Raw genomic sequence first — 24,450 nt, forward strand, 5'->3', positions numbered from 1 at the left:
CAAAGGTGTAATCTTGACACATAAAATTCTAGTTTCAGATAATGATATTAAGTTAGTAGCTTTTTTACAAGAAAGAATAAAAGACAGAAGATTTCAGTTTATTTTAGCCTTATCCTTAGAACAAGTATTAGAACAATTAACAAATGAAAGCTTTTTTGCAGCAATTGTAGATTTTGAAAAAACAGATGATGATGGCAAAAAAATTGTTGAATATGTTTTAGAAAAAAAAATTCCTACTATAGCTACTGTTGAAGAGCTTACATCTAGTAAATATGGAGAGTTAGAAAAGTATTCAATTATAGATTATGTAATAAATAATAACTATGCAGGTAAGTTTTATTTAGCAGATTTATTACAAGGTTTAGAGTATTTTAATGGCAGAAAAGTCTTAATCTGTTATGACAATAGAAAAGCTGACAAATTGGAATCTCTCGTACAAATATTCAATTCGTTATTATTTGAGCCTTTATTAGCAACTTCAATGAAAGAAGCAAAAAGTATATTAAGTAAAGAAGATAATTTAAGAGTAATATATATTGATGAGAGTATAAAAGGTGGAAGTGGTATAGAACTTTGTAGAGAGATAAAACAAGATATTAAGTTTAAAGATACAGTTGTATTCTCAGGTGCACAAAATAAAAATGATTTAATGGAATTAAAAGAGATAAGAGGAAAATTTTATAAAAGTGGTGTAAAAGATTTTATCACTGTTCCTGTCGATAAAGAGGAGTTTAATACAAATATCCTTAGCATGATGAAGATTATAAAACAGAAAAAGAGACTTGATACTTATGTTGAAACTGTAGATAAATATGTGTTAATCTCGATAACTAACTTAAAGGGATAATTGTTTATGCTAGTGATGCTTTTTGTAAAATTAGTGGATATAGTAAAAAAGAGTTAATAGGAAAATCTCATAACATTGTTAGACATCCTGATATGTCCTCTTCTATATATGAAGAGTTGTGGAAAACTATAAAAAGAGGTGAAGTCTGGTCAGGTGAAATAAAGAATAAGAAAAAAAACGGGGATTTTTATTGGGTAAATGTAAAGATAGAGCCAATATATGATGCTTTTGGTGAAGTTATGGGGTATCAATCTGTTAGGTTTGATATAACAGATAAAAAGCTTGTTGAGGAGTTGTCTTTAACCGATTCTTTATTAGGTATTTATAATAGACGAAAATTTAATGAAATAATTGATTATCAATTTACTGTATGGAGAAGATTTAAAGAACCATTTAGTTTAATTTTTATTGATTTAGATGATTTTAAATCAGTGAATGATTTATATGGACACAATCAAGGTGATAGAGTGTTAATTGAGTTTACAAATGTTATAAATAAAACTATCAGAGATGTAGATAGCTTTTGTAGATGGGGTGGAGAAGAATTTCTTATAATCTGTCCTTACACTGATGTAGAAGGAGTTCAAGTTTTAGCTCAAAAAGCAAGAACAGAACTAGAAAATTATACTTTTACTGATATTGGACAAAAAACTGCAAGTTTTGGTGTCGCAACAGTAAATGAAAAAGATACTATAGATACTTTGATAAAAAGAGCAGATGAAGCCCTATATAAAGCAAAAAAGCTTGGTAAAAATAGAGTTGAATTTTTATAAGGAAAATAGATGAGTCAAAAGGGTTTAGTTCATGCATTAGTATTTGATAAAAAAGGTTCAGCAAAAGAGATCTCTTATGAACACTTAAAAAATTATGAATATGATGATGGTTTATTATTATGGGTACATTTTGTTTATTCAAGTTCTGAAGCAAATGAATGGATAGCAGAATACAGTGGAATTGACCCTATTGCTGTTGAAGCTTTATTAACAGATGAAACAAGACCAAGAACAACAATTCTTGATGAAAATATTTTAATTGCATTAAGGGGAGTAAATCTTAATCCTAATTCTGACCCTGAGGATATGATTTCTATTAGGTTATATATAAGTGAAAATCTAATTATCAGTACAAAAAAAAGAGATTTATTATCTGTAAAAGATATTGTTAATAGTCTAAATCATAACAAAGGACCTATAAATAGTTCAGAGTTTTTAGTTGCTATTGCAGATAGGTTAACTTGTAGAATGGAAGGGACAATTGACAATATTCAAGATAATGCTTCAGAGATTGAGGAATTAGTTATAGAATCAAATAGTTTAGAACTTAGAACAAAAATTTCAACTATTAGAAGAGAAGCTATTGCTTTAAGAAGATATCTATCTCCTCAAAGAGAAGCTATATATACTTTGTATCATGCGAAGATTTCATGGATAAATGATTATGATAAGATTCAATTAAGAGAGATAAATGACCAACTAATAAGATATGTAGAAGAGTTAGATTCAATTAATGATAAAGTTGCTTTAGTTCAAGATGAATTGACAAATAAGGTTACTGAACAGATGAATAAAAGAATGTATCTTTTATCTATTATTTCTGCAATATTTTTACCACTTGGATTTTTAACAGGTCTTTTGGGTATAAATGTAGGAGGAATTCCAGGAGCTGAAAATACAAACTCTTTTATGATTTTTACTGTGTTTTTATTAGTGATGGGTGTACTACAATACTATTTATTAAAAAAATTTAAATGGATTTAATATGGATGAGTTAAAAGTTAAAGATGTGAAAGATTTATTATTAGAAGCTATTGAGGATTATAAAGCAGGTAACTCTGAAGTACACCCTTATGATTTAGCAAAAGAGTTAGAAAAGTTAAGAGATTTAGATGAAAAAGAGTATGAGTATATTTGTAAGAAGATTCCAAGTGAACTTTTTGCAGAGATGCTTTGTGAAATGCCTAGTTATATCCAAGAAGAGATTACAGAGGTTATAAGTGATAAGAAAATTGCAAATATTACATCAAAAATGGATAGTGATGATGCTTCTGAACTTATTTATAATATTTCACAAAAAGATGAAGAATTAGCACAAACAATTTTATCAAAACTTGATGATAAAGATAAAAAGATAATTGAAAGATTAAACTCTTATGAAGATGATGAAGCTGGTTCATATATGCAAAGTGAGTTGTTTAGTGCAACTTTGGATGAAGATATAGGAACAGCAATAAAAAGATTAAAAAAATTAAAAGAAGATGATTTATTAGATAATATTTTCCATGTTTTCTTAGTTGATAAAAATGGAAAGCTAATAGGTGGACTGGGATTAGAAGAGTTAATTCTTTATGAAAAAGAACAAAAATTCAATGAAATACCTGAAGATAAAATAACAAACTATTCTTCAAGTCATAAAAGTGATATAAGTGAAGTTGTTGAGATGTTCACCCACTATAATTTAAGTGCTTTAGCTATTGTTGATGATAATGGAAAATTATTGGGAAGAATTACTCATGATGATATTCATGATGTTATTCAAGAACAAGATACCAAACAATTATACTCTTTAGCAGGGGTTAATGATGATGCAGAACACGAAGAGAGTATATATTTAATTGGTAGAAAAAGAGCAATATGGTTAGGAATAAACTTAATTACAGCTATTTTAGCTTCAATTGTTATAGGCTTATTTGATGCAACTATACAATCTTTAGTGGCACTTGCAGTTTTAATGCCAATTGTTGCATCAATGGGTGGAAATGCAGGAACACAAACATTAACAGTAACAGTAAGACAGATGGCTTTGGGTGAGATTAGTTATGAAGATGCTAAAAAAACTATAAGTAAAGAGGTTTTAATCTCTTTAGCAAATGGATTTATTTTTGCTTTTATCATAGGTTTTATCGCATTTTTTTGGTTTAAAATTCCTCTTTTAGGATTAGTAATTGCTTTATCGATGGTAATAAATCTCTTGGGTGCAGGTTTTTTTGGTGCAGTTATACCTATACTTTTAGAAAAATTTGATATTGACCCAGCTATTGGTTCAACAGTGATTTTAACAACAGTAACAGATGTAGTTGGTTTTTTTAGTTTCTTAGGACTAGCAACAGTAATTTTATTGTAGAAGAAAAGATTATTCGATAATCTCTTCTTTATTTAATTCTATAAATTCACTATTTTCAATAGCATTTTCATTAAAGTATTCAATTTTATTTTCGGCAGTTTCTAGGTTCTTAAATTTTGCAATATGGAAAATAGCATCCCCTTCTTGTACAAGAGGTATCTCAGATTTACCGATAATAACTCCATCAAATTGTGCTTTAATTTCAAAACTCTCATCATCTAAAGTGTCGTCAATATAAGCAATTATCTCATTTTCATGTACCGTTTCACCAAGTCTTTTAATAGTTCTTAAAATTCCACTCTCTGTTGCTCTAATCCATTGACTGCTTTTTGTAATTATTGGAAGTCTTTTTCTTTTTACAGTTGTTTTAGGTATCATTTCCAATTCTCTTAAAACATTTACAATACCTTTTACTCCTATTCTAATAGAAGTTTCATCAAATCTTAGTGCTTCCCCTGCTTCATAAAGAAGAATAGGGATATCATCCTCTTGAGCTGCTTCTCTTAATGAACCATCTCTTAATTCAGAGTGAAGAATTACAGGAGCTTCAAAAGCTTTTGCCAATTTAAAAGTAAATTCATCATTTATATTTGCTCTTATTTGAGGAAGATTAGATTTGTGAATAGATGCAGTATGTAGATCAATTCCAAAATCACATTTTTTAACAATTTCATCAAAAAAAGTTTTTGCAACGCGACTTGCTAGAGAACCTTTTTTTGTACCAGGAAAAGACCTATTTAAATCTCTCCTATCTGGCATATATCTTGACAAGGTCATAACCCCATATATATTTACTATTGGGATTAATATTATTGTTCCTTTGACTCTTTTTAGGATATTTAATTTTTTAAATCTTCTAATAATCTCTATACCATTTAATTCATCTCCATGAATAGCTGCACTTATAAATATAGTTGGACCAGTTCTCTTCCCTCTAATAATTTTTATAGGAAGAGTTGCTGGAGTTTGATAAAGTTTTGGAAGTTCAATATGTAAAGTAGTTATAGTACCTTTTTCAATCTCTTTACCAGACAATATAAATTTATCATTACTTTTATCCAAGTTTTATGCTCCAATATTATCTTTTTTTATTCTTCTTTTTCTTTTTGGTTTCTCTTCATCATCAACTTCAGGTGAAGCATTCTTTTCGATAAAGTCCATGATTTTACCTGCAATGTCAATATTTGTTGATTTCTCTATACCCTCTAGTCCAGGAGAAGAGTTAACTTCCATAACAAGTGGACCTCTTGATGAAGGTATCATGTCAACTCCACAAACTCCAAGCCCCATAGCCTTTGCTGCTGCTAAAGCTGTACTTTTTTCTTTTCTAGTTAGTTTGTGTGCACTTGCACTTCCACCTTGGTGTAGATTTGATCTAAAGTCTCCTTCTGCACCTTGTCTTTTCATTGCTCCAACAACTTCGCCATCAACAATAAATACTCTAATATCTGCTCCACCTGCTTCTTCAATAAACTCTTGAACAAGTAGATTTACATCCATACCATAAAAAGCATCAAGTACTGATTTTGCTGCTTTAAGTGTTTCAACTAGTACAACTCCAACTCCTTGAGTACCTTCAAGAATTTTTAAAACTAATGGTGTTCCCCCACTTAAAGCAATAACATCTTTTGCACTAGATTTATTTGATGCAAATACAGTTTTTGGCATATCAACACCATTTTTTGATAATATTTGTAAACTTCTTAATTTGTCTCTACTTCTTTTTATTGCTAAACTTCCTGTTACACTAAATACATCCATCATCTCAAAGTGTCTAACCATAGCCGTACCATAAAAAGTTCTACTTGCACCAATTCTAGGAATAATTGCATCAGGTTTTGGTAACTCTTTACCTAAATAATTTATTTTTAGTTCACCTTTCATTATCTCAATACTACATTTTAAATAATCTATTACTCTTACTTCCCATTCTCTTTGCTCAGCTGCTTCAACAAGTCTTTTTGTTGAATACAATTCCGAATTTCTTGATAAAATATATACTAACATTTATAGTTCCTTCTTCTTTTTACTTATATATTCTTGTGAAACATCAACTAAAAATCTATCATTTAAAAAACGCCTTCCTATAAGCATTGGAAACTTCATATCTGCTCTATTTGTTAGTGAAATAACACTTTTATAATGTTTCCCCATAAACTCAACACTAACTTTTATAGAAGGCCTTAATTGTACTTGTCCATTTGAACTTTTAACTTTTTTTATCTTATATATTGGTAATTTCATCCTTTTCCCGTGATAAGATGGATGAACTTCATCTAAAAGGGTAAACTCTACACTATCATTATGAATTGTAATATCATCACAATGTAAAGCATTTGAATCTGCTCCTGTGTCAACTTTTGCATCTAAGTCAATTAGATTTAAATCTAAAATAGAGATTATCTCTTTTCTTCCAACAATTTTTTTTTCTTTCATTTTTATTCCCAAAAGATTTCAATTAATATAATAACTGTAACGTATATTATAGTAAAAAATATAAGAATTAATACAAAGAAAATGTAGTTTTTTTAAATATGACTAGTTTTCGGGATTAGTATAGAAATTAAATTTCCAGCCTTTGTCTTCTGGATACTTTGCAAGATTAAAATCGTTCCAAACTTTTATACATTTTTTATTGCCAAGTTCTTTCCCTTTTTTGGCAAATTGATGAGCTCTACCAAAGTTTGGGAATACACCTTTTCCACTTGCATACATAAAAGCTAGATTACATTGTGCATCAATGTAGTTTTGTTTAGAAGCTTTTTCAAACAGTTTTACTGCTAATTTATAATCTTTTTCAACGGCAATCCCATTTACTAGAAATTGTCCAACCATATTTTGTGCTGGGGCATATTCATTATTGGCTGCTTTTACAAAACTATTGTAAGCTTTTGCTAAATTATGAAAATGTGTTTTTTTAGATAAATAAAGTTTTCCTAAAAGATAAGATGATTTATTGTGGTTTAGTTCACTTGCCTTTTCTAAAAGTTTTTTTGCTTCATTTATATTTTTTTGTATCTCTTTACCTTGAATATATATTTTTGCTAAATGAAACATTGCATTGGTGTTATTTTTTTCAATTAGTTTTTTGTATAAAGAGATTGATTTTAATGTGCTATTATTTTTCTCAAACTCTTTTACTTGCTCAAAGGTATATGAATACATGTGACTAAGTATAAAAAGTAGAAAAAATAAAGTTTTCATTATCGAATCTCTTTTGGAATATTTGGATTTAAAGTAGTGGTTATTTCATATGTTATCGTGTCATGTATTTTAGCTAAGCTTCTAACATCATCAAAAATACATACTTCATCATCTTCACAATTAATAGATAAGTTATCCATAGAAACTTTTCCCAAGATTTGATAACCTTTTGGTGTAAAATATGTGTCTTTAGCATTTAATCTTAAAAATCCATCTCCATAACCAACTTTATAAGTTGATACTTTCATATTTTCTTTTGCTAAATATTTTCCACCATAACCAACTTTTTGATTTTTCTTTAGTTCTCTTGTTACAATTTTTTCTGCCCAAAGAGACATGACAGGTTTTAATTTTGGATTATCAAACACTGAATTAGTTTCTAAGTATCCATATTGAGCTATTCCTAATCGAGCAAAATCCTCTTCGTAATTCTTAAATCTAAATAAAGCTGAAGAATTAGCAGAATGAAACTTAGGGATAGTTATAAAAAGTTTTTCACATAAGGACTTTATAAGATTTTTTGCTTGTATAAAAACTGACCTTTGCCAAAAGAATTCACATGATAATTCATCTGCACTTCTAAAGTGAGTGAAAACACCAGTTAAGTTCAGTTTTCTTCTTAAAAGCCCATGAATAGCCTCTTCTAGGTTTTCTATTGAAATCCCATTTCTATGCATTCCTGTATCAACTTTTATATGAACATTCGTGTTTTCGGGTAACCTTTCAATATCTTCAAGGCTATTTACAGCTATGTGAAAAGTATGTGAATAAGTGTGAATATCAGTGTCAGCTAAAATTAAGATTTGCTCAAAAAATGTCTCAATTCTTTCTGCTTCTTCGATAGTTCTTACTACAGCTTTAGTTATTCCATATTCTTTTGCCATTGTAGAAACTTCTATAAGTCCATGTCCATATGCATTATCTTTTAATACAACTGCAATTTTATCTTTAGAACCTAATTTTTCTTCAGCAAGTTTTAGATTATGAAAATAGTTTGATTTATTTAAAATGATTTTTGCCAAGGTTTTAACCTTCAAGAGTTTTAAAATAATTTATTATAAGCATAGCATCTTTTTCGTTTAGAACATCTTTTAATTCTTCTAAAGAAGAGTTTTTTATATTTTCAAATGTTCCAAAATATAAAAGAAGTTTTTTCATTTTTGCTTCACCTATACCTTTGATTTGTAATAAAGAGATTTGTGTATCTTCTTTTCTTTTTTGTTTTTTATGAAATGATATAGCAAATCTATGCGCCTCATCTCTTAATCTTTGTATAAATTGTAGACGTTTATCACTAGGAAGTAAATCTAACTTTTCAACTATACCATTGTTTTCAAAAAATATAATATCTTTTGCACTACCTTTTGCTCTATGAGCTTTAAAGTCTAATTTCTCTTTTGCAATTGCTACAATATCTAAATTTACTCCACATGAGTTTCTAATATCAATTGCAAGTTTAAGAAGAGTTTCACCTCCATCTATGACCCACATATCTGGTGCGGGGTTTTTTTCAAAACTTTCTACTCTTCTTAATAGAGTTTCTCTCATTTGAGAGTATTCATCTTTTGATTCTAGATTATAATGTCTAAAATCACCTTTTTCAAATTTCTCTTCCCATGTTACCATAGCTCCTACAGTAGCTTGTCCCATCATATGTGAATTATCAAAGCATTCAAATCTATTAGGAACTTTATCAAGATTGAATAATTGTTTTAATTGTGAATATACTGAGCTTGTATCTTTTACGGAAGAGAGTCTTAATAGCTCATTACAATTATCTAATGCGACATTTAAAATCTCTTTTTTCTTTCCTCTTTTTGGTGTTATAATTGGTATTTTTTTAGAGAATTTTTCTTTTATAAAGTTTTCAATTTCATCTTTTTCTTCTAATTCTGTTGTAATGATAATCTCATCAGGTAAAACAGGGATTTCATTATCATAGTAGTTAATTATAGCTCTTTCGTAAGCTTCTTGTATATCGATAGTAATATCTTCTTTATTTGGCTTTATATAGTTGTGATTACTAGAAGCTAATTTCCCATCCCTAAAAAACATTCTTACTAGTACCGCTTTTGTATCTTTTATTTTTATTGCGAAAAGATCAATATTTTCATTTGTAGCTAAATCCATACCAGTTTGTATTTGAGATTTTTCAATAGTTTTTATCCTATCTCTTAATTTCATAGCTTCTTCAAATCTAAACTCATTGCTATATTCTTCCATTTTTTTTGTTAGTTTGGAGATAAGTTTATTTTTATTGTAAATGTAATTTAAAGCATTATCAACTAATTTTGAATACTCTTCTTTTGAAATTTTCCCTTCACATGGTGCAAAACATTTTTTTATTTGATAAAAAAGACAAGCTTCTTTACCTTTGATACAAGATTTTTTTTGTACTAAAGGAACTATTTCATATATAGAATCTAGCATATCTCTAGCACCAGTAGAGTAGGGACCAAAATATTTAATATTTTTTTCTTTTAATACTCTTCTTGTAATTTCAAGTCTTGGAAAGTTTTCATTGAAATTTATATAAATATAAGGATATGTTTTATCATCACGAAGTAATATATTGTATTTTGGTTTTAGTTGTTTTATAAGAGAATTTTCTAAAATTAAAGCATCATGTTCATTTGGTACAACTATCCATTCTAATGATTTAACCTCTGTTATCATTTTATATATACGTGGACTTAGTTTATCTGCTGGTAGTAGTTTTGGAGTAAATTTAAAATAAGATTTAACTCTATTTTTTAAAATTTTTGCTTTTCCTATATATAAAAGTTTACCTTTTTCATCAAAATATTGATAAACTCCAGCTTCATTTGGTAGTTGTTTTAATTTCTCTTCTAAATTCATTTTGGAATTTTATCTAAATTATCTTTTAAAATCATTTCTTTAAAAAATATTTAAATTTTTGCTTTTATTATTAAATTATAAATTATAAAAAATAATTAAGAATATTCTTATTTTATAATCATATTTTTTCTTAAAAGTATTAAAATATAATCATTTTATGGATTTTGTAGACTTATATTTAATTAACTATTTATTCTAAATATTAATTAAAATAAGTTATTTTTTTATCTTTTTTAAGTTTTAAAAGATAATAAAAGTAAATTTTATATATAATAAATTTTTTAAAGGAAATGTTAAGTATGATTGCTATTGAAAAAAAGATAAAAAATAGAATACTAATTTTAATTTTGATGATTTTATTAACTACTGGAATTGTAATTATTTCATATGAAAATTATCTAATTAAAAATCATATTGAACATGATATTAGTACTAAAAATAAAAATATAAATAAAACTTTTAATCTTTTTATTGATGAATTAGATAAAGATATTGCAGAAAGAACAAATTTTATGCTTAGTTATAATACTAGATTAGCATTAAAAAATAGGGATAGAAAAGCATTATATAAAAATGCAAAAGAACATTTTAAAAGAATGCGTAATAATAATAAGTATTTAAAAATAATGACTTTTAGACTTCCTGATGGAAGTGCTTTTTTAAGAGTACATAAGCCAAAGATGTTTGGAGATAGTCTAGATAAAAAAAGAAAAATTATACTTGACACTATATTAAGTCAAAAAAGACAATTTGGTTTTGAAGTTGGAAAGTTAAAAATGACCCATAGAATTGTAACTCCTATATTTTATGATAATAAGTTGATAGGTGTTGTAGAGATTGGCGTTGAACCTGAATATATAATTGAAAAGATTAATAATATTTTTAATATAGAGTCTTCACTCTTTGTAAAAAATGAACAATTGGAATTTACTTTACACAAAATAGAGGATAATTATAAGTATAAAGTTAATGATTTTATTTTTGTAAGGGGAAGTAAACTTATAAAAGACAATTTACAAAAAATTGATTTTGATAAAAAAATATCAAAAATAGAATATAAAGGAAAAAATTACTATATTGATACTATAAAACTTTTTGATCACAAAGGTAAAACTGCTGCAAAAATGCTTATTTCTTACGATTTAACTGCTTTCAAAAAAGAGTTTGATGAAATGCTTGAAAAGAATCTTATGATAACTTTTTTAGTAATCATAATACTTTTTGTAGTTTTAAATATGGGCTTAAATTACTTTTTAAAAAAGATAGATAGTTTATATTTGAATATTCTAAAAAAAGATAAAATGATGTTACATCAATCTAAACTTGCCTCAATGGGTGAAATGATAGGTAATATTGCCCACCAATGGAGACAACCTTTAAGTGTAATTTCAACAAGTGCAAGTGGAATTAGAGTTCAAAATGAATTGGGTGTACTCAATGATGAAACTTTACATAATTCAGTAAATGGAATTGTAAATAGTACTAAATATCTTTCTCAAACAATTGATGATTTTATGGATTTTGTAAAAAATGATAAAAGTGCAGTAGAGTTTGATATAAAAGAAAATATTGAAAAAAATATTGAGATATTAAAAGGCAGTTTAAAAATTCATCAAATAAATTTAGTATTAAATTGTCATAAAGAGTATATAAAAGGTTTTCCTAATGAATTAACTCAAGTATTTATAAATATTGTTCATAATGCAAAAGATGCATTAAAAGAACAAAATGTAAAAGAAAAATATATATTTATTGAAACAAATAAAACAGATAAAGATGTAGAAATTATTATTAAAGATAATGCTAATGGAATTCCTAATCATATCATAAATAAAGTTTTTGATCCTTATTTTACTACTAAAAATGAGTCAAATGGGACGGGATTAGGTTTATATATGTCATATAGAATTATTACTGAAAGTATGAAAGGTAATATAAAAGTTGAAAATGTAGAATATAATTTTAATGAAAAAACATATATAGGAGCAATGTTTACTATATCTTTACCTTTTAGTTGTCAAAACTAATTTGATAAAGCTTGTTTAAGGGTAAATTTTGCTCCATTTTCTATATTTGCAGCACTAAGAAGAGTATTATTTTTCCTAGCAATTTGACAGCTCATATAAAGTCCAATTCCTGTACCGTTTTCTTTTTTTGTAGTGAAATTAGATTTGAATATTTCATCAATAATATCTTCTTTTATTCCACCGGCATTATCGCTTATTTCTAAAATATTAAAATTGTCTTTTTGATATATTTTTATAAGAATTTTTCTATCTTTTCTATCTTTAAAAATAAAAGCATCTTTAGAATTGTTTAATATATTTAATAAAATATGTTTAAATTCATTTTCAATACCTTTAATTTTAAAATCATTTATCTTTTCAATCTTAATATCTATTTTATATTTGATATATTCATCTTTTATAAACATTAAAACTTTATCAATCATCTGTTTTGCACTAAAATATGATTGTTCTTTATTTGGTCTGAAAAATGTTCTAAATTCATTTAATGTTGTATTCATATGTTCTATAACATCAGTCATCTTTCCCTGAAAATCATTAATGTATTTTTCATCTATTTGCCCAGATTGGAAGTCTAAATCTAACATACTTAATTTAAGATTTAATATTCCTAGTGGTTGAGCCCATTGGTGTGCTATTGCATCAATCATCTCACCCATGGCAGCAAATTTTGATTGTTCTAATAGGATTTTTTCATTTTTTTCTCTTTTTTCAATCTCTTCCTCAACTTTTTTTTCAAGATTGTTTTTATATTCATCTAATTCTTCATTTGCTTCTAACAATCTTAGTTGCATTTTGTCACTTTGTTTGATGATTTTGTCAAGTCTTTCGCTCTTTCTTTTATAATCCTCTAATAATTCAAGTAAACCATCTTTAAAATGGTCATAATCTTTTTTTAGAAATTTTCCTACATATTGTTTATTTAGATTGTCTTTTCTCATATTTTAAATCCTATTAGAGCCATATCATCATTTCTTTCAAAGTTACCTTGATACTCCATTATTTCATAAAGAAGAATCTCTTGTTGATCAGAAAATGGTAAATCATAATTATCTTCAAGAAGTTTTTTAAATCTTCTTTTACCAAAAGGAAATCCTTTTTGTCCTCCATTTTGGTCTAAATAACCATCTGTTGAGATATAAAATTGCATCCCTTTAGTTAATTCTATAGTGTGTTCTGTAAACTCATAATTTTTATCAGATTTTTTATATCCAATAGATTGTCTATCACCTTTTAAAACAGTAAACACTCCATTTTCTTCATAAAAAAGAGGTATTTCTGCACCTGCATATTTGATTATATTATTTTTTTTATTATAATATAGAATTCCTCCATCAAAGCCGGCATTAGAAATAGATGTTTCATCTTCTTGTTTTAATAGATGTTTCATGCTTTTGTTAAAAATCGATAATATTTTTGCAGGACTTACAATCTCATCTTTGTTTTTTAGATTTGATACTATCTGTCTTTCTATTGCTTTTACTAACATTGTTACAAAAGCACCTGGTACTCCATGTCCTGTACAATCGATAAGCATTAGAATACATTCATTTTCATCTCTTAATCCTTCAAATAAATATATATCTCCTCCTACAATATCTTTTGGATGCCAGATTGCAAAATAGTCACTAAAATATTTTTTAAAAGATGAATTTTCAGGAATTAAGGCATGTTGTATTAAAGAAGCGTATTCAATACTATCTTTAGTTTGTTGATGTATAAGTTCAATCTCTTTTTTTGCTTTTTCTAAATCTATAGTTCTTTCTTTAACTTTAATTTCAAGGTTTTTACTTAAATCTTCAACAATTTTTTTATCTGAAATATCTTGACTTATTGCTTTATATCCTATGTGATTTGAGTATTTATCATAATCTAATTCTATTTTTGAATAAAGCCAATATGCAGTACCATCTTTTTTTCTATTTTTTATTTCACCTTCCCATGTTTTACCTTTCTTTAAACTCTTCCAAAGTTGTTTGAATAGTTTTTGTGGCATATCAGGATGTCTAACAATACTATGGGGTTGACCTATTAATTCTTTATTAGAATAACCAGAAATATTACAAAATGCTGTACTTACTTTTTTAATATTTCCTTTTTTGTCTGTATTTGAGAAGATTACATTTTTATCTAAAGATATTAAAGTATTTTCAAGTTGTTCTTTTTGGTTTTTTATATCTGCTGTTTTTCTATCAACAAGTTGCCTTAATTTTTTATTCCAATATACAATTATTGATATAACAATTAGAATAATAATAATTACTGGGAATATATATGATAAAACTTTTTTAAGTGAGAAACCTTTGTTTTCTTCAACTTTTACTTTGATCCAACCATTATAAATTCTTTCTCTATCTATTTCTGATATTGTTCTAAAAACTTTGTTTACTATTGAAAGTAACTCAGGCATTTTAGGATTTATTAGGTAGTGGTGGTTAAAGTCTTTTCCTGTTTGCCCAGCAAGTTTAAGATTGTCTTTTCCTATTTTTGAAATATTATAAAGTGCAGGAGCAATATGACCTATAAATACATCTGCTTCATGGTTAGATACTTTTAATAAAGCTTCAAAAATACTTCTGGTTTCTATTATTTTAATATCAGGATATAAACCTTTTATATAATTGTAGCTTGTATAATGTTTTGGTATTGCAAATACTTTATTTTTAATTTTATCTAAAGATTCAACATAATCAATATTGTCATTTGTAACTATAACCATTGGATAAGAGGCATATCTATTTGAAATTAATCCTAAAAGTATCTCTTCTTTTGAATCACCAATTCCTGGGACCAAATCAATTTCACCATTTTTAAACTTTTTAAGTACATCAGACCAAGAGTTTGAAGGTACGAATTTAAACTCAATACCTGTAGTTTCTGATACAAAATTTAAATAATCTCCCATAATACCTGACATTGAACCATTTTCAATAATTGATAAAGGTTTCCAATTTATTTCACTATATTTAACAACTGTTTTTTTATCTAACCATTGATACTCTTTTTTACTAAAATTAATTTGTCTTTTTTTATCAAACCATTTTAGTTTGAGTTTATCAATATCTTGAATAGATACTTTTTTCATTGCTTTTTTTAGTATGGAGTGTAATTCAGGTGCATCATTTCTTACTGCAATATACAAGTTTTCCATTTCAGGGTCATCAGCTTTTACATCAGCAGTATATTTTAATCCCTTAATCACATTTTCTTGCATAATATTGTTTAATATAGCTGTTTTACCTAAAGTCGCATCGACTTCTCCATATACTACTGCTTTTATACTTTCCAAAGTGTCATTATATATAACAATTTCAATTTTAGGGTATTTGTTTTTTAAATATTTTTCATATATAAAACCTTTTATAACAGATACTTTTTTGCCAAAAAGTGATTCGATATCTGCTATATCACTTCTATCATCTTTTGTTAATATTGAAGTTACATTTCTTGCATAAACACCTACATAAGAGAGTTTTTCTTCTCTGTCTTTAGTTTTTGCAATATTCATCATAACATCAATCTCTTTGTTATATGCTCTATTTAAAGATTCATTCCAAGTTCCAGTAACAAATTTTATTTCAAAACCAGCAATTTTTGATAATAAATTAATATAGTCTATTGAGTAACCAAGTGGTAAACCATTTTTATTGAAGTTAAAAGGAGCCCAATCGTATTCATTATGAACTTTTATTATAGGGTGTTCAGTAAGCCACTTTTTTTCCTCTTTTGTTAATTCTATTCTAATGTTTTGTTTTTTTGAACAAACATCCATTCTACCTATTAATTCATCCTTATAGGTGATTTCATATGTTTCTTTTTTACATTCTATTTGTAGATGTTCTTCATCAAAATTTTCTTGTGCAATCTCATGTTCTCTATTTTTATATAAAAACAAAAATCTTTTGCTTGTCAAAGAATCATATAGAGTAATATATTTGATTTGATCATTTTTGTCCATATGATTTTTCAAAATATTAATCACTTCATTTTCATCTAATACATAAAATGGATTAGCAATTTGATTAGCTATATCTTTGTTTGTACTTATGGCAAATGAGCTAGAAAATATAAGAATAATTGTTAAAAAAATTTTAAGTATCATTTAAGAGGCTTTATATATTTGTTAATAAGTTTTATAGTTTCATTTGAAACATTTTTTGAACAAATTAGATATCGTTTATTTCCTTTTGGTATATTTTTTACACTAAAAAATTTAAGATTATTCATTGCTTTATCATTTAATAAAATTTTTGCTTCTTCTTCTGAAATAAATAAATAATCAGCCCTTTTTGCAACAATCATTGAAAGCATTTTTTTGTTATTAGTATAAACTTCTTTTTTTATTGTTTTAAAGTTTTTTATTTTTTCATCTAAAAAAGAACCATATGAGTAAGAAGCTTTAGAAAGTAAGCTTAAGTTTCTATTTTTTAATAAATTATCGACGGAGATATTTTTTAATATATTCTCATTCTCTTTTCTAGAGATTATTCCTAAGGGTTTGTCTTGATATAAAGGATGAGTAAATTTTGCAAACTCTTCTCTTTGTATATTTTTAAACCATCCAATTGCACACATTTTATTTATATTAGCTTTAATTTCATATAAATGTCTTTTTGATGGTTTCTCTTTCAATTTATATTTTACACCAGAATATTGTAATGCTTTTAATACAGGAGTAGCAACTAATCCTTTTATTGAATTTGAATATTTTTCTACATAAGGTATTCTCTCTTCATACACTATAAATAAAGGGTTATCTGCTTTGAGTAATATTGTAAAAAGTGTTGTCAAAAAGAAAAATATTTTAAACATTTTTATCCTTTATTGAAAATTATATTATAATGTATATAAAAAGTAATTATAAAGTGATATTATTTATTATACAAAAGTTGTATTAAAGTATATTTTTGTAATTATTATTTAATCATAAAATTAAGGTAAATTGTGAAATTTTTAATTGTAGATGATTCAAAAATTGCTAGAAAAAGATTAAATTCATATTTAAATGAATTAAATTATGTAGTTTTAGGTGAAGCAATTGATGGATTAGATGCAATAGATAAGTTTAAATCACTAAAACCTTCTTATATTACACTAGATTTAGAGATGCCTAAATTAAATGGAATAGATACTGCAAAAAAATTATTTGAAATAGATCCAAATGTAAAAATCATATTAATCACATCTATTTTAGATAAAAAAGAGATAATTAATGCGTATAGAATAGGAATTAAAAAAGTTATTACAAAACCCTTTTCAATAGAAAAATTAAAAGAATCTATTGAAGAGATAAAAGGTTAAAATATGAATATAAAAATGATTCAAGATATAGTAGAAGAAGATGGCATTATATTTTTAACGTATGGAGGTTTTCTTTCTCAATCATTAATTTCATCTATGATGGAAGCTTTGGAAAAAGAAGCAAAAGAAAGAGATTTAAATTTAGGTGTTGCAAGTAATATTTTTACTATTTTTATTGAATTAACACAAAATATGATGAATTATTCAAAAACAAAAAATATTGATTGTAATGAGTTAAATCCACAAGGTTTAATTATTGTTACAAAAGATTTAGAAGAAAACTATTTTATTCATAGTCAAAATATAATTACGCAAAAAGACAAAGATAAAATTCAACCAAAATTAGAGGAGCTAATTGATTTAAATAGAGAAGAAGTAAAAAAAAGATATAGAGAATTAAGAAGAAGTGGAAAAGATAAGCATGGTAAAGGTGGGGGAATTGGCTTTTATGAAATTGCAAAAAGAAGTGATGAAATAAAGTTTAGTTTTAGGGAAATAAACAAAGATAAATTTTATTTTCATTTTATTGCAAAAATTGTTACAAAAAAGGAGAAGAAATAAATGGAAAAGTTAATAATTAAGGAAACAAAATATACTCCTTTTATAAAACTTGATAATGAAAAAGGATTAATGGAATTAGTTGGAAAATCCTATCCTGAAAATACATTCGAGTTTTATAAACCAATGTTAGATTGGGTTGAAGAGTATTTTGAAAAAAATGATAAAAAAACTATAGTGAATATGGAAATTATTTATTTTAATTCTAGTAGTTCAAAACTATTTTTTGATTTTTTTGACCTTTTAGAAGAAGCACATAATAATGGTAAATCTATTGAGATAAATTGGATTTATGATGAAGAAAATGAAAGTGCATTAGAAGCGGGAGAAGATTTTAAAGAGGATTTTGAAGATTTAAATTTTAATTTAATAGAAAAATAATTATTGGAAATAATATGCTTGGAAATGAAAATAAACTAGTTTCAGAACTACATGAACTACAAAATAATTTTAAAAAAACAACTGATAAGTTGATTAAAGATATTAATCGTCATGATAAAATTATGGCTCAAAGTGATAAAAGACAGCAAAAAGAGTATGATGAACTTCAAGTAAGACTTAAAGAGGTTGAAGCTTTAAGTAAAGAGATTGAAGAGACTCAACGAGAAGTTGTTTTTACTATGGGTGCTATTGGGGAAAGTAGAAGTAAAGAAACAGGAAATCATGTAAAAAGAGTAGCTGAGTATTCAAAAGTTTTTGCTTTATATTATGGTTTACCTGAAAAAGAAGCAGAGATGTTAAAACAAGCTAGTCCCATGCATGATATAGGGAAGGTTGCTATTCCTGATGCAGTTTTGAATAAACCAGGTAGGTTTAGAAGAGGAAAGAAAAATAATGAATACCCATTCCCAGTTAGGGTATGACATGTTAAAACACTCAAATAGATCTTTACTAAAATGTGCAGCGACAGTAGCATATGAACATCATGAAAAATGGGATGGCACAGGATATCCAAGAAAACTAAAAGGTGAAGAGATTCATATATATGGAAGAATAACAGCAATGGCTGATGTTTTTGATGCTTTAGGAAGTGATAGATGCTATAAAGAAGCTTGGGATGATGAAAAGATATTTAATCTTTTTAAAGAGGAAAGAGGAAAACATTTTGAACCAAAACTAGTAGATATCTTTTTTGAACATTTAGATGAGTTCTTAGAAATAAGAGAAACATTAAAAGATGAATATGAAAAATAATCTATTTTAATGTTTTAAACCAAAGTTCACATATATTTGAATAGATTTTTATATAACTTGATAATAAAAGTCTATGTTCTTTTTTTACTTTCTTGAAATATTTCTTTAATATAAATCTATATTGTTCTTTTTTTATTTTAAACTCTACACAAATAGTTGCCAAATCAAAAAAAGCACTATTTACTCCAGCATATTCCCAGTCTATAAATTTTATTTTTGAATTATAAAATATGATATTTTTTGGATTTAAATCATGGTGAGTTGTTACAAAGTATTTGTCATATTTTTTTATTTTGTATAGTTCTTTTTTTGTATTTATGATTAGTTTTTTTGACACTTTATCTTGTAAGGTTTTCTTGTATTTATTTAAATCTTTTTCTATTTTGTAGGATTTGTTTTTTACTTTTAAATTATGAAGTTTTTTAATAGTTTCTATAAGTTTTGTTAATTCTCTTTTGTTTAGCTTTTCTTTATGTATACCATTTAAATATTGTGTAATCATATATTTTCTATGTTTATCCATAAATAAAGGTTTTGAAGCAATATTTATCATTGATGCTTTTTTTTGAATAAAGTATTCAAAATCTCTACTTATATTTACACTGCTTTCATCTTTAAATACTCTTACAAGATATTTATTTTTGTTACTTGAGAGTTGATAGTTGATATTACAGTAACCTTGATAAGGAAGCTTTTCAAGGTTTTCTAATAATTCATATTTAAAAAGAGATAAATTTTTAAACTCTTGAATATTCATATTCTTTTTTCCAGTTTTTATAAGCTACAAAAGCAAGAATTGTATAGATTAAAAATAATACTGCTGTTAAATTTAAGCCTTTTTGTATATAAATATAAATAGACACCGCATCAATTGCAATCCAATAAATCCAATTTTCGATAATCTTTTTTGCAAGCATATAAGTTGAAAATATAGCATAAACAGTTGTGAAAGAATCAATATATGCAAAATCTGCACTTGTATAGTTATCCATAATATAACCTAAAGATATTGAAATAACCCCTAACACAATAATGATTTTTATATTTTTTGAAATGCCATATGATGAGATTTTTAGTTCTACTTCTTGTAGTTTTCCACCATATTTCCAAGAATACCAACCATAAATAGCCATTATCAAATAATAAACATTTAAAGCACTATCCATAAGTAAAGAAACATCAAAAAATATAATTGAATATATCAAAGTTGAAACAAAAGCAGCTACCCAGCACCATAAACTTTGTTTAATCGCTAAAAGTAGATAAGCTACAGCTAAAAACATAGCTATAGCTTCCCAAGTTGTCATTAGATTTAATGACTCTAAAAGAACAGTTATAAAGTTTTCTATTTTTTTATCCTTCTATTGAGCCAAAAGTTCAACAATTTTTGCTTCAATATCTTTTGGTTTTGTAGCTGAACCATATCTTTCTATAATTTTACCATTTTTATCTATTAAAAACTTTGTAAAATTCCATTTTATAGCTTCTGTTCCTAATATCCCCGGGGAATTACTTTTTAAATATTTGTATAAAGGTATTGCCTCATCTCCATTAACATCAACTTTTGCAAACATATCAAAGTTTACCCCAAAAGTCAAACTACAAAACTCTTTTATCTCTTTATTTGTTCCTGGTTCTTGATTTGCAAATTGGTTTGAAGGAAAACCTAAAATCATAAAGTCTTTATTTTTATATTTTTCAAAAAGTTTTTCTAAACCTTCATATTGACTAGTAAATCCACACTTACTAGCAACGTTTACTATTAATAAAACTTTGTCTTTGTATTTTGACATTGATATCTCTTTTCCATCAATATCTTTCACTGTAAAATCGTATATATTCATCGAACTCTCCTTTGCTAAAATTGATGTAGTAATAAATAAGAATGTAAGTAATAGTTTTTTTAGTGTCATTTTAAATCCTTTTTTATAGTTTATTATAAAAAAGGATAAGTTTGTATATGTTTAAAGTTATTTTATAGAAGTTAATTTTTATTGATAGTTTATATATGTTGGCTGTATCTGTATTTGTCTGCCATTTGCAGGTTTCCAACCTAATATCTCTTTTGGAGTCATAATTCTTGTATCTGCGTGATAAAATATTTTAAATCCACTCTCTGCAATTTTTTCTTGCTCTTTACTATATAAACTATTATAAATTTTTATTTTAACTGCAGGGTTTCCATGTCCATCAATATTATAGATTAAATCTACATTATCATATTTTTTAACTTCTTCTTTTTTTCTTAACATTCTACTATGAAACATATGCACAATTAATTGTTTTTTTTCTAAATTATTATCTATAATATAATTGTTGATTAACTCTTGGGCTGCATTTAAATCTTCAGCATAGATATGTCCTATATATTTACCAGGAGGATATCTTTTGTGTTTTGGTATTTTGAATTCAGGATCTAAAGCTAAATGAACATGTGGGTATTTTAGATATTTTAATACTGGTTTTAGTGCTTCAACTGGAGTATTAGTACCCATTTGTAAGTCAATAATTACTTCAAAATTTTCTTCTTGTGCTCTTAATATATAAGGCATTAGACTTTTTTCAGATAGTCTTAACATATAGGTATCTCTTCTACCTGGATCTGATGTTGCTAAGCCATATATAATATGAAATGCCATTTTTATATCTATTTTATTTTCTAACTCATCTTCAAAATATTTTTCTTTTTGTTTCATTTTTTTTACTAATTCATCAATATTACTTTGACCTAAAATTCCTAATGATTTTGTATTTGGTCTACCATAATATCCTATTAGCAAAGTCTCTTTTTTAATTGTCTCTTCATTTTTATTTTTTATCTCAGTTGGATTGGCCTGAATATTAGCCAATAGGTTTTGTGTTATTATTAAAAATACTAGTAAAGACTTAATTTTTTTTGTCACTTTCTATAATCCCTTTTTTTAGTTTCCATATGTTTTCATTAAAACATCTTTATAATGATTCAGTTGTTGCATCATAGTATCATCTTGATCATTTATATCAGGATGATACTTTCTTGCTAATTCTTTATATTTTTTCTTTATCTCTTCTTTTGTTGGTGTTGATGTAAAACCAAAAAACTCTTTAGCTTTTTCTACTTCACCAAATTGTGGTTGTGCATTAAAATTACCTCTTCTAAATTGTTCTTGAAATTGTTCAAAATCAAAATCACTTGAGTTAAAACCAGTATTAGCTCTTGAAAAATCTTGCCCATTAAAAGTAAACTTAAAACTATTACTATTTTGTCTAAGTTTCTTTTTAAATTGATAAACTAAATAATAAGCTATTGATACCAATACAAAAAGAATAATTAAAAATGTACCAAAGTTTGTGAATATTAAATATAATATTCCAAAAAATATTGCCCATTTAATTAAACTAGAAATAAAGTACGATAATTCTCTTCCCATAACATAAAAATCCTATATATTTTAAAAGTGATATTATAGTATTTTATCTTAATTATTAGCTTTCATATAAAAACAAATTTTTAAGTGTTACTTTAATTAAAAATTTTAATTTTTTTTAAATAATTGCTACTTTCTTGCTACTTTATCATATCTTTATCATTTTCTTCTCCTATCATTTTCTTTGATTAAATGAAGGAGTCGATATGGAATTAAGTACGCAAGCTTTTTTTGCTGCATTACCTATCTTGGTAGCAGCTATACTTCTAGTAGGTTTTAGATTGCCTGCTAAAAAAGCAATGCCAATTGTTTATATTGTTACAACTGTTGTAGCAATTTATGTATGGGATGTAACATTTAACAGAGTGTTAGCATCAACACTGCAAGGTTTACTTATAACAGTTGCTGTTTTATGGATTATATTTGGTGCAATTTTGTTATTGAATACACTTAAGCATTCTGGAGCAATAAAAGTTATTAGAGAAGGTTTTAATAATATCAGTCCAGATAGAAGAGTTCAAGTTATTATTATTGCATGGTTATTTGGTTCATTTATTGAAGGTGCATCGGGATTTGGAACACCAGCAGCAATTGCTGCACCACTTATGGTTGCAATTGGTTTCCCTGCCATGGCTGCTGTTATGGTTGGTATGATGATTCAATCAACACCAGTATCTTTTGGTGCAGTTGGTACACCTATTTTAATAGGTGTAAATAAAGGATTAGATTCAGTAAGTATTTCTAAAACTTTAGAAAGTGTTGGTTCAAACTGGGATGCATATTTACAAATTATTACTAGTGAAGTGGCAATTGTACATGCAATTACAGGTACACTTATCCCTTTATTTATGACTATTATGATGACTAGATTTTTTGGTAAAAATAAATCTTGGACTGAAGGTTTATCAATTATCCCTTTTGCAATTTTCGGTGGTCTTTGTTTTACAATCCCTTATGCTTTAACAGGAGTTTTCTTAGGTGCAGAGTTCCCATCTCTTATTGGGGCATTAATTGGTTTACCAATAGTTACAATGGCAGCAAAAAAAGGTTTCTTAATTCCAAAAGATACTTGGGATTTTGCTCCAAAAGAGGAGTGGCCAGGTCATTGGGTTTCTAAATTAGAAGTAAAATTAGATTCTTTAACTGTTAAAACAGATATGTCTTTAACTAGAGCATGGGCTCCTTATGTATTAGTTGCTTTAATCCTAGTTTTAACAAGAGTCTCAGATGAGGCAAAAGCATTTGTAAAAGCTTGGGTTATACCTTTTAAAGATTTATTAGGTGAAGGTTTAGGTTATTCAATTACTCCTTTATATTTACCAGGTGGTATTTTAGTATTTGTTGTTTTAATAACTTATTTTTTACATAAAATGGAATTTAAAGAGATGAAAGAGGCTTTTAGTGAGTCTTCAAAAGTTATGTTAGGTGCAGGTTTTGTTCTTGTATTTACTATTCCATTAGTTAGGGTGTTAATTAACTCAGGTGTAAATGAATCTGGTTTTGATTCAATGCCAGTTGCAATGGCTAATTTTGTAGCAAATGCAGTTGGTGATATTTATCCGTTATTCGCACCGATGATTGGTGCATTGGGTGCATTTATTGCAGGAAGTAATACTGTATCAAATATGATGTTATCACAGTTTCAATTTGGCGTTGCAGATGCACTTTCTGTATCGACTGCATTAATGATTGCTCTTCAAGCAGTTGGAGCGGCAGCAGGAAATATGATTGCTATTCATAATGTTGTTGCAGCAAGTGCTACAGTTGGTTTATTAGACCAAGAGGGTGAAACACTAAGAAGAACAGTAATACCTACACTTTATTATTGTTTAATAGCTGGTATTTTAGGACTTATAGGAATGTATATTTTAGGAATAACAGATCCATTAGTTGGATAAAAAAAAGGAGCACTTGCTCCTTTTTTAAAATTTAA

Annotated in this window: 25 protein-coding genes; 11 read left to right on the forward strand and 14 right to left on the reverse strand. The window is 26.5% G+C overall.

What is annotated here, in order from left to right; all coding sequences use genetic code 11:
* The first annotated feature begins 13 nt into the window (after positions 1 to 13).
* Genes ACKU4C_RS04165 through mgtE form a run of 4 tightly spaced genes read left to right on the forward strand, consistent with a single transcriptional unit; the run spans position 14 to position 3,967 of the window.
* Complete coding sequence (locus ACKU4C_RS04165) at positions 14 to 847, forward strand: hypothetical protein (RefSeq protein WP_321314695.1); 834 nt, start codon at positions 14 to 16, stop codon at positions 845 to 847.
* A gap of 29 nt (positions 848 to 876) precedes the next feature.
* Positions 877 to 1,620 carry a sensor domain-containing diguanylate cyclase gene (locus tag ACKU4C_RS04170; RefSeq protein WP_321315916.1) on the forward strand — a complete coding sequence of 248 codons (744 nt, stop codon included), beginning with the start codon at positions 877 to 879 and terminating at the stop codon, positions 1,618 to 1,620.
* A gap of 9 nt (positions 1,621 to 1,629) precedes the next feature.
* Positions 1,630 to 2,604: a zinc transporter ZntB gene (locus tag ACKU4C_RS04175; protein WP_321314697.1), complete on the forward strand. Its 975-nt coding sequence runs from the start codon at positions 1,630 to 1,632 to the stop codon at positions 2,602 to 2,604.
* A 1-nt stretch (position 2,605) separates the two neighbouring features.
* On the forward strand, positions 2,606 to 3,967 hold the full coding sequence (gene mgtE / locus ACKU4C_RS04180; RefSeq protein WP_321314698.1) for a magnesium transporter: 1,362 nt from the start codon (positions 2,606 to 2,608) through the stop codon (positions 3,965 to 3,967).
* 9 nt (positions 3,968 to 3,976) lie between these two features.
* On the opposite strand, the gene ACKU4C_RS04185 is transcribed toward mgtE, so the two are convergent.
* From ACKU4C_RS04185 to uvrC, 6 genes are all read right to left on the reverse strand, one after another.
* The gene (locus tag ACKU4C_RS04185; protein ID WP_321314700.1) at positions 3,977 to 5,029 is read right to left on the reverse strand and encodes a succinylglutamate desuccinylase/aspartoacylase family protein; all 1,053 of its coding nucleotides are present in this window, start codon (positions 5,027 to 5,029) and stop codon (positions 3,977 to 3,979) included.
* A 3-nt stretch (positions 5,030 to 5,032) separates the two neighbouring features.
* The gene (gene rimK, locus ACKU4C_RS04190) at positions 5,033 to 5,974 is read right to left on the reverse strand and encodes a 30S ribosomal protein S6--L-glutamate ligase (protein WP_321314702.1); all 942 of its coding nucleotides are present in this window, start codon (positions 5,972 to 5,974) and stop codon (positions 5,033 to 5,035) included.
* The gene (locus tag ACKU4C_RS04195; protein WP_321314704.1) at positions 5,975 to 6,403 is read right to left on the reverse strand and encodes a RimK/LysX family protein; all 429 of its coding nucleotides are present in this window, start codon (positions 6,401 to 6,403) and stop codon (positions 5,975 to 5,977) included.
* Between the two features lie 102 nt (positions 6,404 to 6,505).
* The gene (locus ACKU4C_RS04200; RefSeq protein ID WP_321314706.1) at positions 6,506 to 7,171 is read right to left on the reverse strand and encodes a tetratricopeptide repeat protein; all 666 of its coding nucleotides are present in this window, start codon (positions 7,169 to 7,171) and stop codon (positions 6,506 to 6,508) included.
* Positions 7,171 to 8,193, reverse strand: a complete 1,023-nt coding sequence (locus tag ACKU4C_RS04205; protein ID WP_321314707.1) for an alanine racemase — start codon at positions 8,191 to 8,193, stop codon at positions 7,171 to 7,173. The genes ACKU4C_RS04200 and ACKU4C_RS04205 overlap by 1 nt, the downstream gene beginning before the upstream one ends.
* 4 nt (positions 8,194 to 8,197) lie before the next feature.
* Positions 8,198 to 10,030, reverse strand: a complete 1,833-nt coding sequence (uvrC, locus tag ACKU4C_RS04210) for an excinuclease ABC subunit UvrC (RefSeq protein ID WP_321314709.1) — start codon at positions 10,028 to 10,030, stop codon at positions 8,198 to 8,200.
* A gap of 299 nt (positions 10,031 to 10,329) precedes the next feature.
* Between uvrC and ACKU4C_RS04215 the strand changes: the two genes are divergently transcribed.
* Positions 10,330 to 12,057, forward strand: coding sequence for an ATP-binding protein (locus ACKU4C_RS04215; RefSeq protein WP_321314711.1), 1,728 nt, complete (start codon positions 10,330 to 10,332; stop codon positions 12,055 to 12,057).
* Here the strand turns inward: ACKU4C_RS04215 and ACKU4C_RS04220 are convergent.
* The 3 genes from ACKU4C_RS04220 to ACKU4C_RS04230 are packed head-to-tail and all read right to left on the reverse strand — an operon-like array spanning position 12,054 to position 16,869.
* The gene (locus tag ACKU4C_RS04220; protein ID WP_321314712.1) at positions 12,054 to 12,998 is read right to left on the reverse strand and encodes a HAMP domain-containing sensor histidine kinase; all 945 of its coding nucleotides are present in this window, start codon (positions 12,996 to 12,998) and stop codon (positions 12,054 to 12,056) included. The genes ACKU4C_RS04215 and ACKU4C_RS04220 overlap by 4 nt on opposite strands.
* Complete coding sequence (locus tag ACKU4C_RS04225) at positions 12,995 to 16,159, reverse strand: transporter substrate-binding domain-containing protein (RefSeq protein WP_321314714.1); 3,165 nt, start codon at positions 16,157 to 16,159, stop codon at positions 12,995 to 12,997. Before ACKU4C_RS04225 ends, ACKU4C_RS04220 begins: the two co-directional genes overlap by 4 nt.
* Entirely contained in the window at positions 16,156 to 16,869 is a 714-nt protein-coding gene (locus ACKU4C_RS04230) for a transporter substrate-binding domain-containing protein (RefSeq protein ID WP_321314716.1), read from the reverse strand. The genes ACKU4C_RS04225 and ACKU4C_RS04230 overlap by 4 nt, the downstream gene beginning before the upstream one ends.
* A 132-nt stretch (positions 16,870 to 17,001) precedes the next feature.
* On the opposite strand from ACKU4C_RS04230, the gene ACKU4C_RS04235 reads away from it, so the two are divergent.
* Genes ACKU4C_RS04235 through ACKU4C_RS04255 form a run of 5 tightly spaced genes read left to right on the forward strand, consistent with a single transcriptional unit; the run spans position 17,002 to position 19,110 of the window.
* A complete protein-coding gene (locus ACKU4C_RS04235; protein ID WP_321314718.1) occupies positions 17,002 to 17,358 on the forward strand; it encodes a response regulator in 357 nt (118 codons plus the stop codon).
* Between the two features lie 3 nt (positions 17,359 to 17,361).
* Entirely contained in the window at positions 17,362 to 17,919 is a 558-nt protein-coding gene (locus ACKU4C_RS04240) for a SiaB family protein kinase (protein WP_321314720.1), read from the forward strand.
* On the forward strand, positions 17,920 to 18,297 hold the full coding sequence (locus tag ACKU4C_RS04245) for a DUF1987 domain-containing protein (protein ID WP_321314722.1): 378 nt from the start codon (positions 17,920 to 17,922) through the stop codon (positions 18,295 to 18,297). It begins immediately after the preceding gene.
* 14 nt (positions 18,298 to 18,311) lie between these two features.
* Positions 18,312 to 18,779 carry an HD domain-containing protein gene (locus ACKU4C_RS04250; RefSeq protein ID WP_321314725.1) on the forward strand — a complete coding sequence of 156 codons (468 nt, stop codon included), beginning with the start codon at positions 18,312 to 18,314 and terminating at the stop codon, positions 18,777 to 18,779.
* A gap of 1 nt (position 18,780) precedes the next feature.
* A complete protein-coding gene (locus tag ACKU4C_RS04255; RefSeq protein WP_321314727.1) occupies positions 18,781 to 19,110 on the forward strand; it encodes an HD domain-containing phosphohydrolase in 330 nt (109 codons plus the stop codon).
* Between the two features lies 1 nt (position 19,111).
* On the opposite strand, the gene ACKU4C_RS04260 is transcribed toward ACKU4C_RS04255, so the two are convergent.
* The 5 genes from ACKU4C_RS04260 to ACKU4C_RS04280 all read right to left on the reverse strand — a co-directional run bounded on the left by ACKU4C_RS04260 (position 19,112) and on the right by ACKU4C_RS04280 (position 22,520).
* A complete protein-coding gene (locus ACKU4C_RS04260) occupies positions 19,112 to 19,867 on the reverse strand; it encodes a phosphotransferase (protein ID WP_321314729.1) in 756 nt (251 codons plus the stop codon).
* A complete protein-coding gene (gene pnuC / locus ACKU4C_RS04265) occupies positions 19,848 to 20,417 on the reverse strand; it encodes a nicotinamide riboside transporter PnuC (RefSeq protein WP_321314730.1) in 570 nt (189 codons plus the stop codon). Before pnuC ends, ACKU4C_RS04260 begins: the two co-directional genes overlap by 20 nt.
* 54 nt (positions 20,418 to 20,471) lie before the next feature.
* On the reverse strand, positions 20,472 to 20,954 hold the full coding sequence (locus ACKU4C_RS04270) for a glutathione peroxidase (RefSeq protein WP_321315917.1): 483 nt from the start codon (positions 20,952 to 20,954) through the stop codon (positions 20,472 to 20,474).
* A 147-nt stretch (positions 20,955 to 21,101) separates the two neighbouring features.
* Positions 21,102 to 22,013, reverse strand: coding sequence for a hypothetical protein (locus tag ACKU4C_RS04275; RefSeq protein WP_321314732.1), 912 nt, complete (start codon positions 22,011 to 22,013; stop codon positions 21,102 to 21,104).
* A gap of 18 nt (positions 22,014 to 22,031) precedes the next feature.
* Positions 22,032 to 22,520: a DnaJ domain-containing protein gene (locus ACKU4C_RS04280; RefSeq protein ID WP_321314734.1), complete on the reverse strand. Its 489-nt coding sequence runs from the start codon at positions 22,518 to 22,520 to the stop codon at positions 22,032 to 22,034.
* Positions 22,521 to 22,723: 203 nt separating this feature from the next.
* On the opposite strand from ACKU4C_RS04280, the gene ACKU4C_RS04285 reads away from it, so the two are divergent.
* Positions 22,724 to 24,415, forward strand: a complete 1,692-nt coding sequence (locus ACKU4C_RS04285; RefSeq protein ID WP_321314736.1) for an L-lactate permease — start codon at positions 22,724 to 22,726, stop codon at positions 24,413 to 24,415.
* Positions 24,416 to 24,450 lie beyond the last annotated feature (35 nt).

This window comes from Halarcobacter sp., from assembly GCF_963676935.1.
In the GTDB taxonomy this organism is placed as follows: domain Bacteria; phylum Campylobacterota; class Campylobacteria; order Campylobacterales; family Arcobacteraceae; genus Halarcobacter.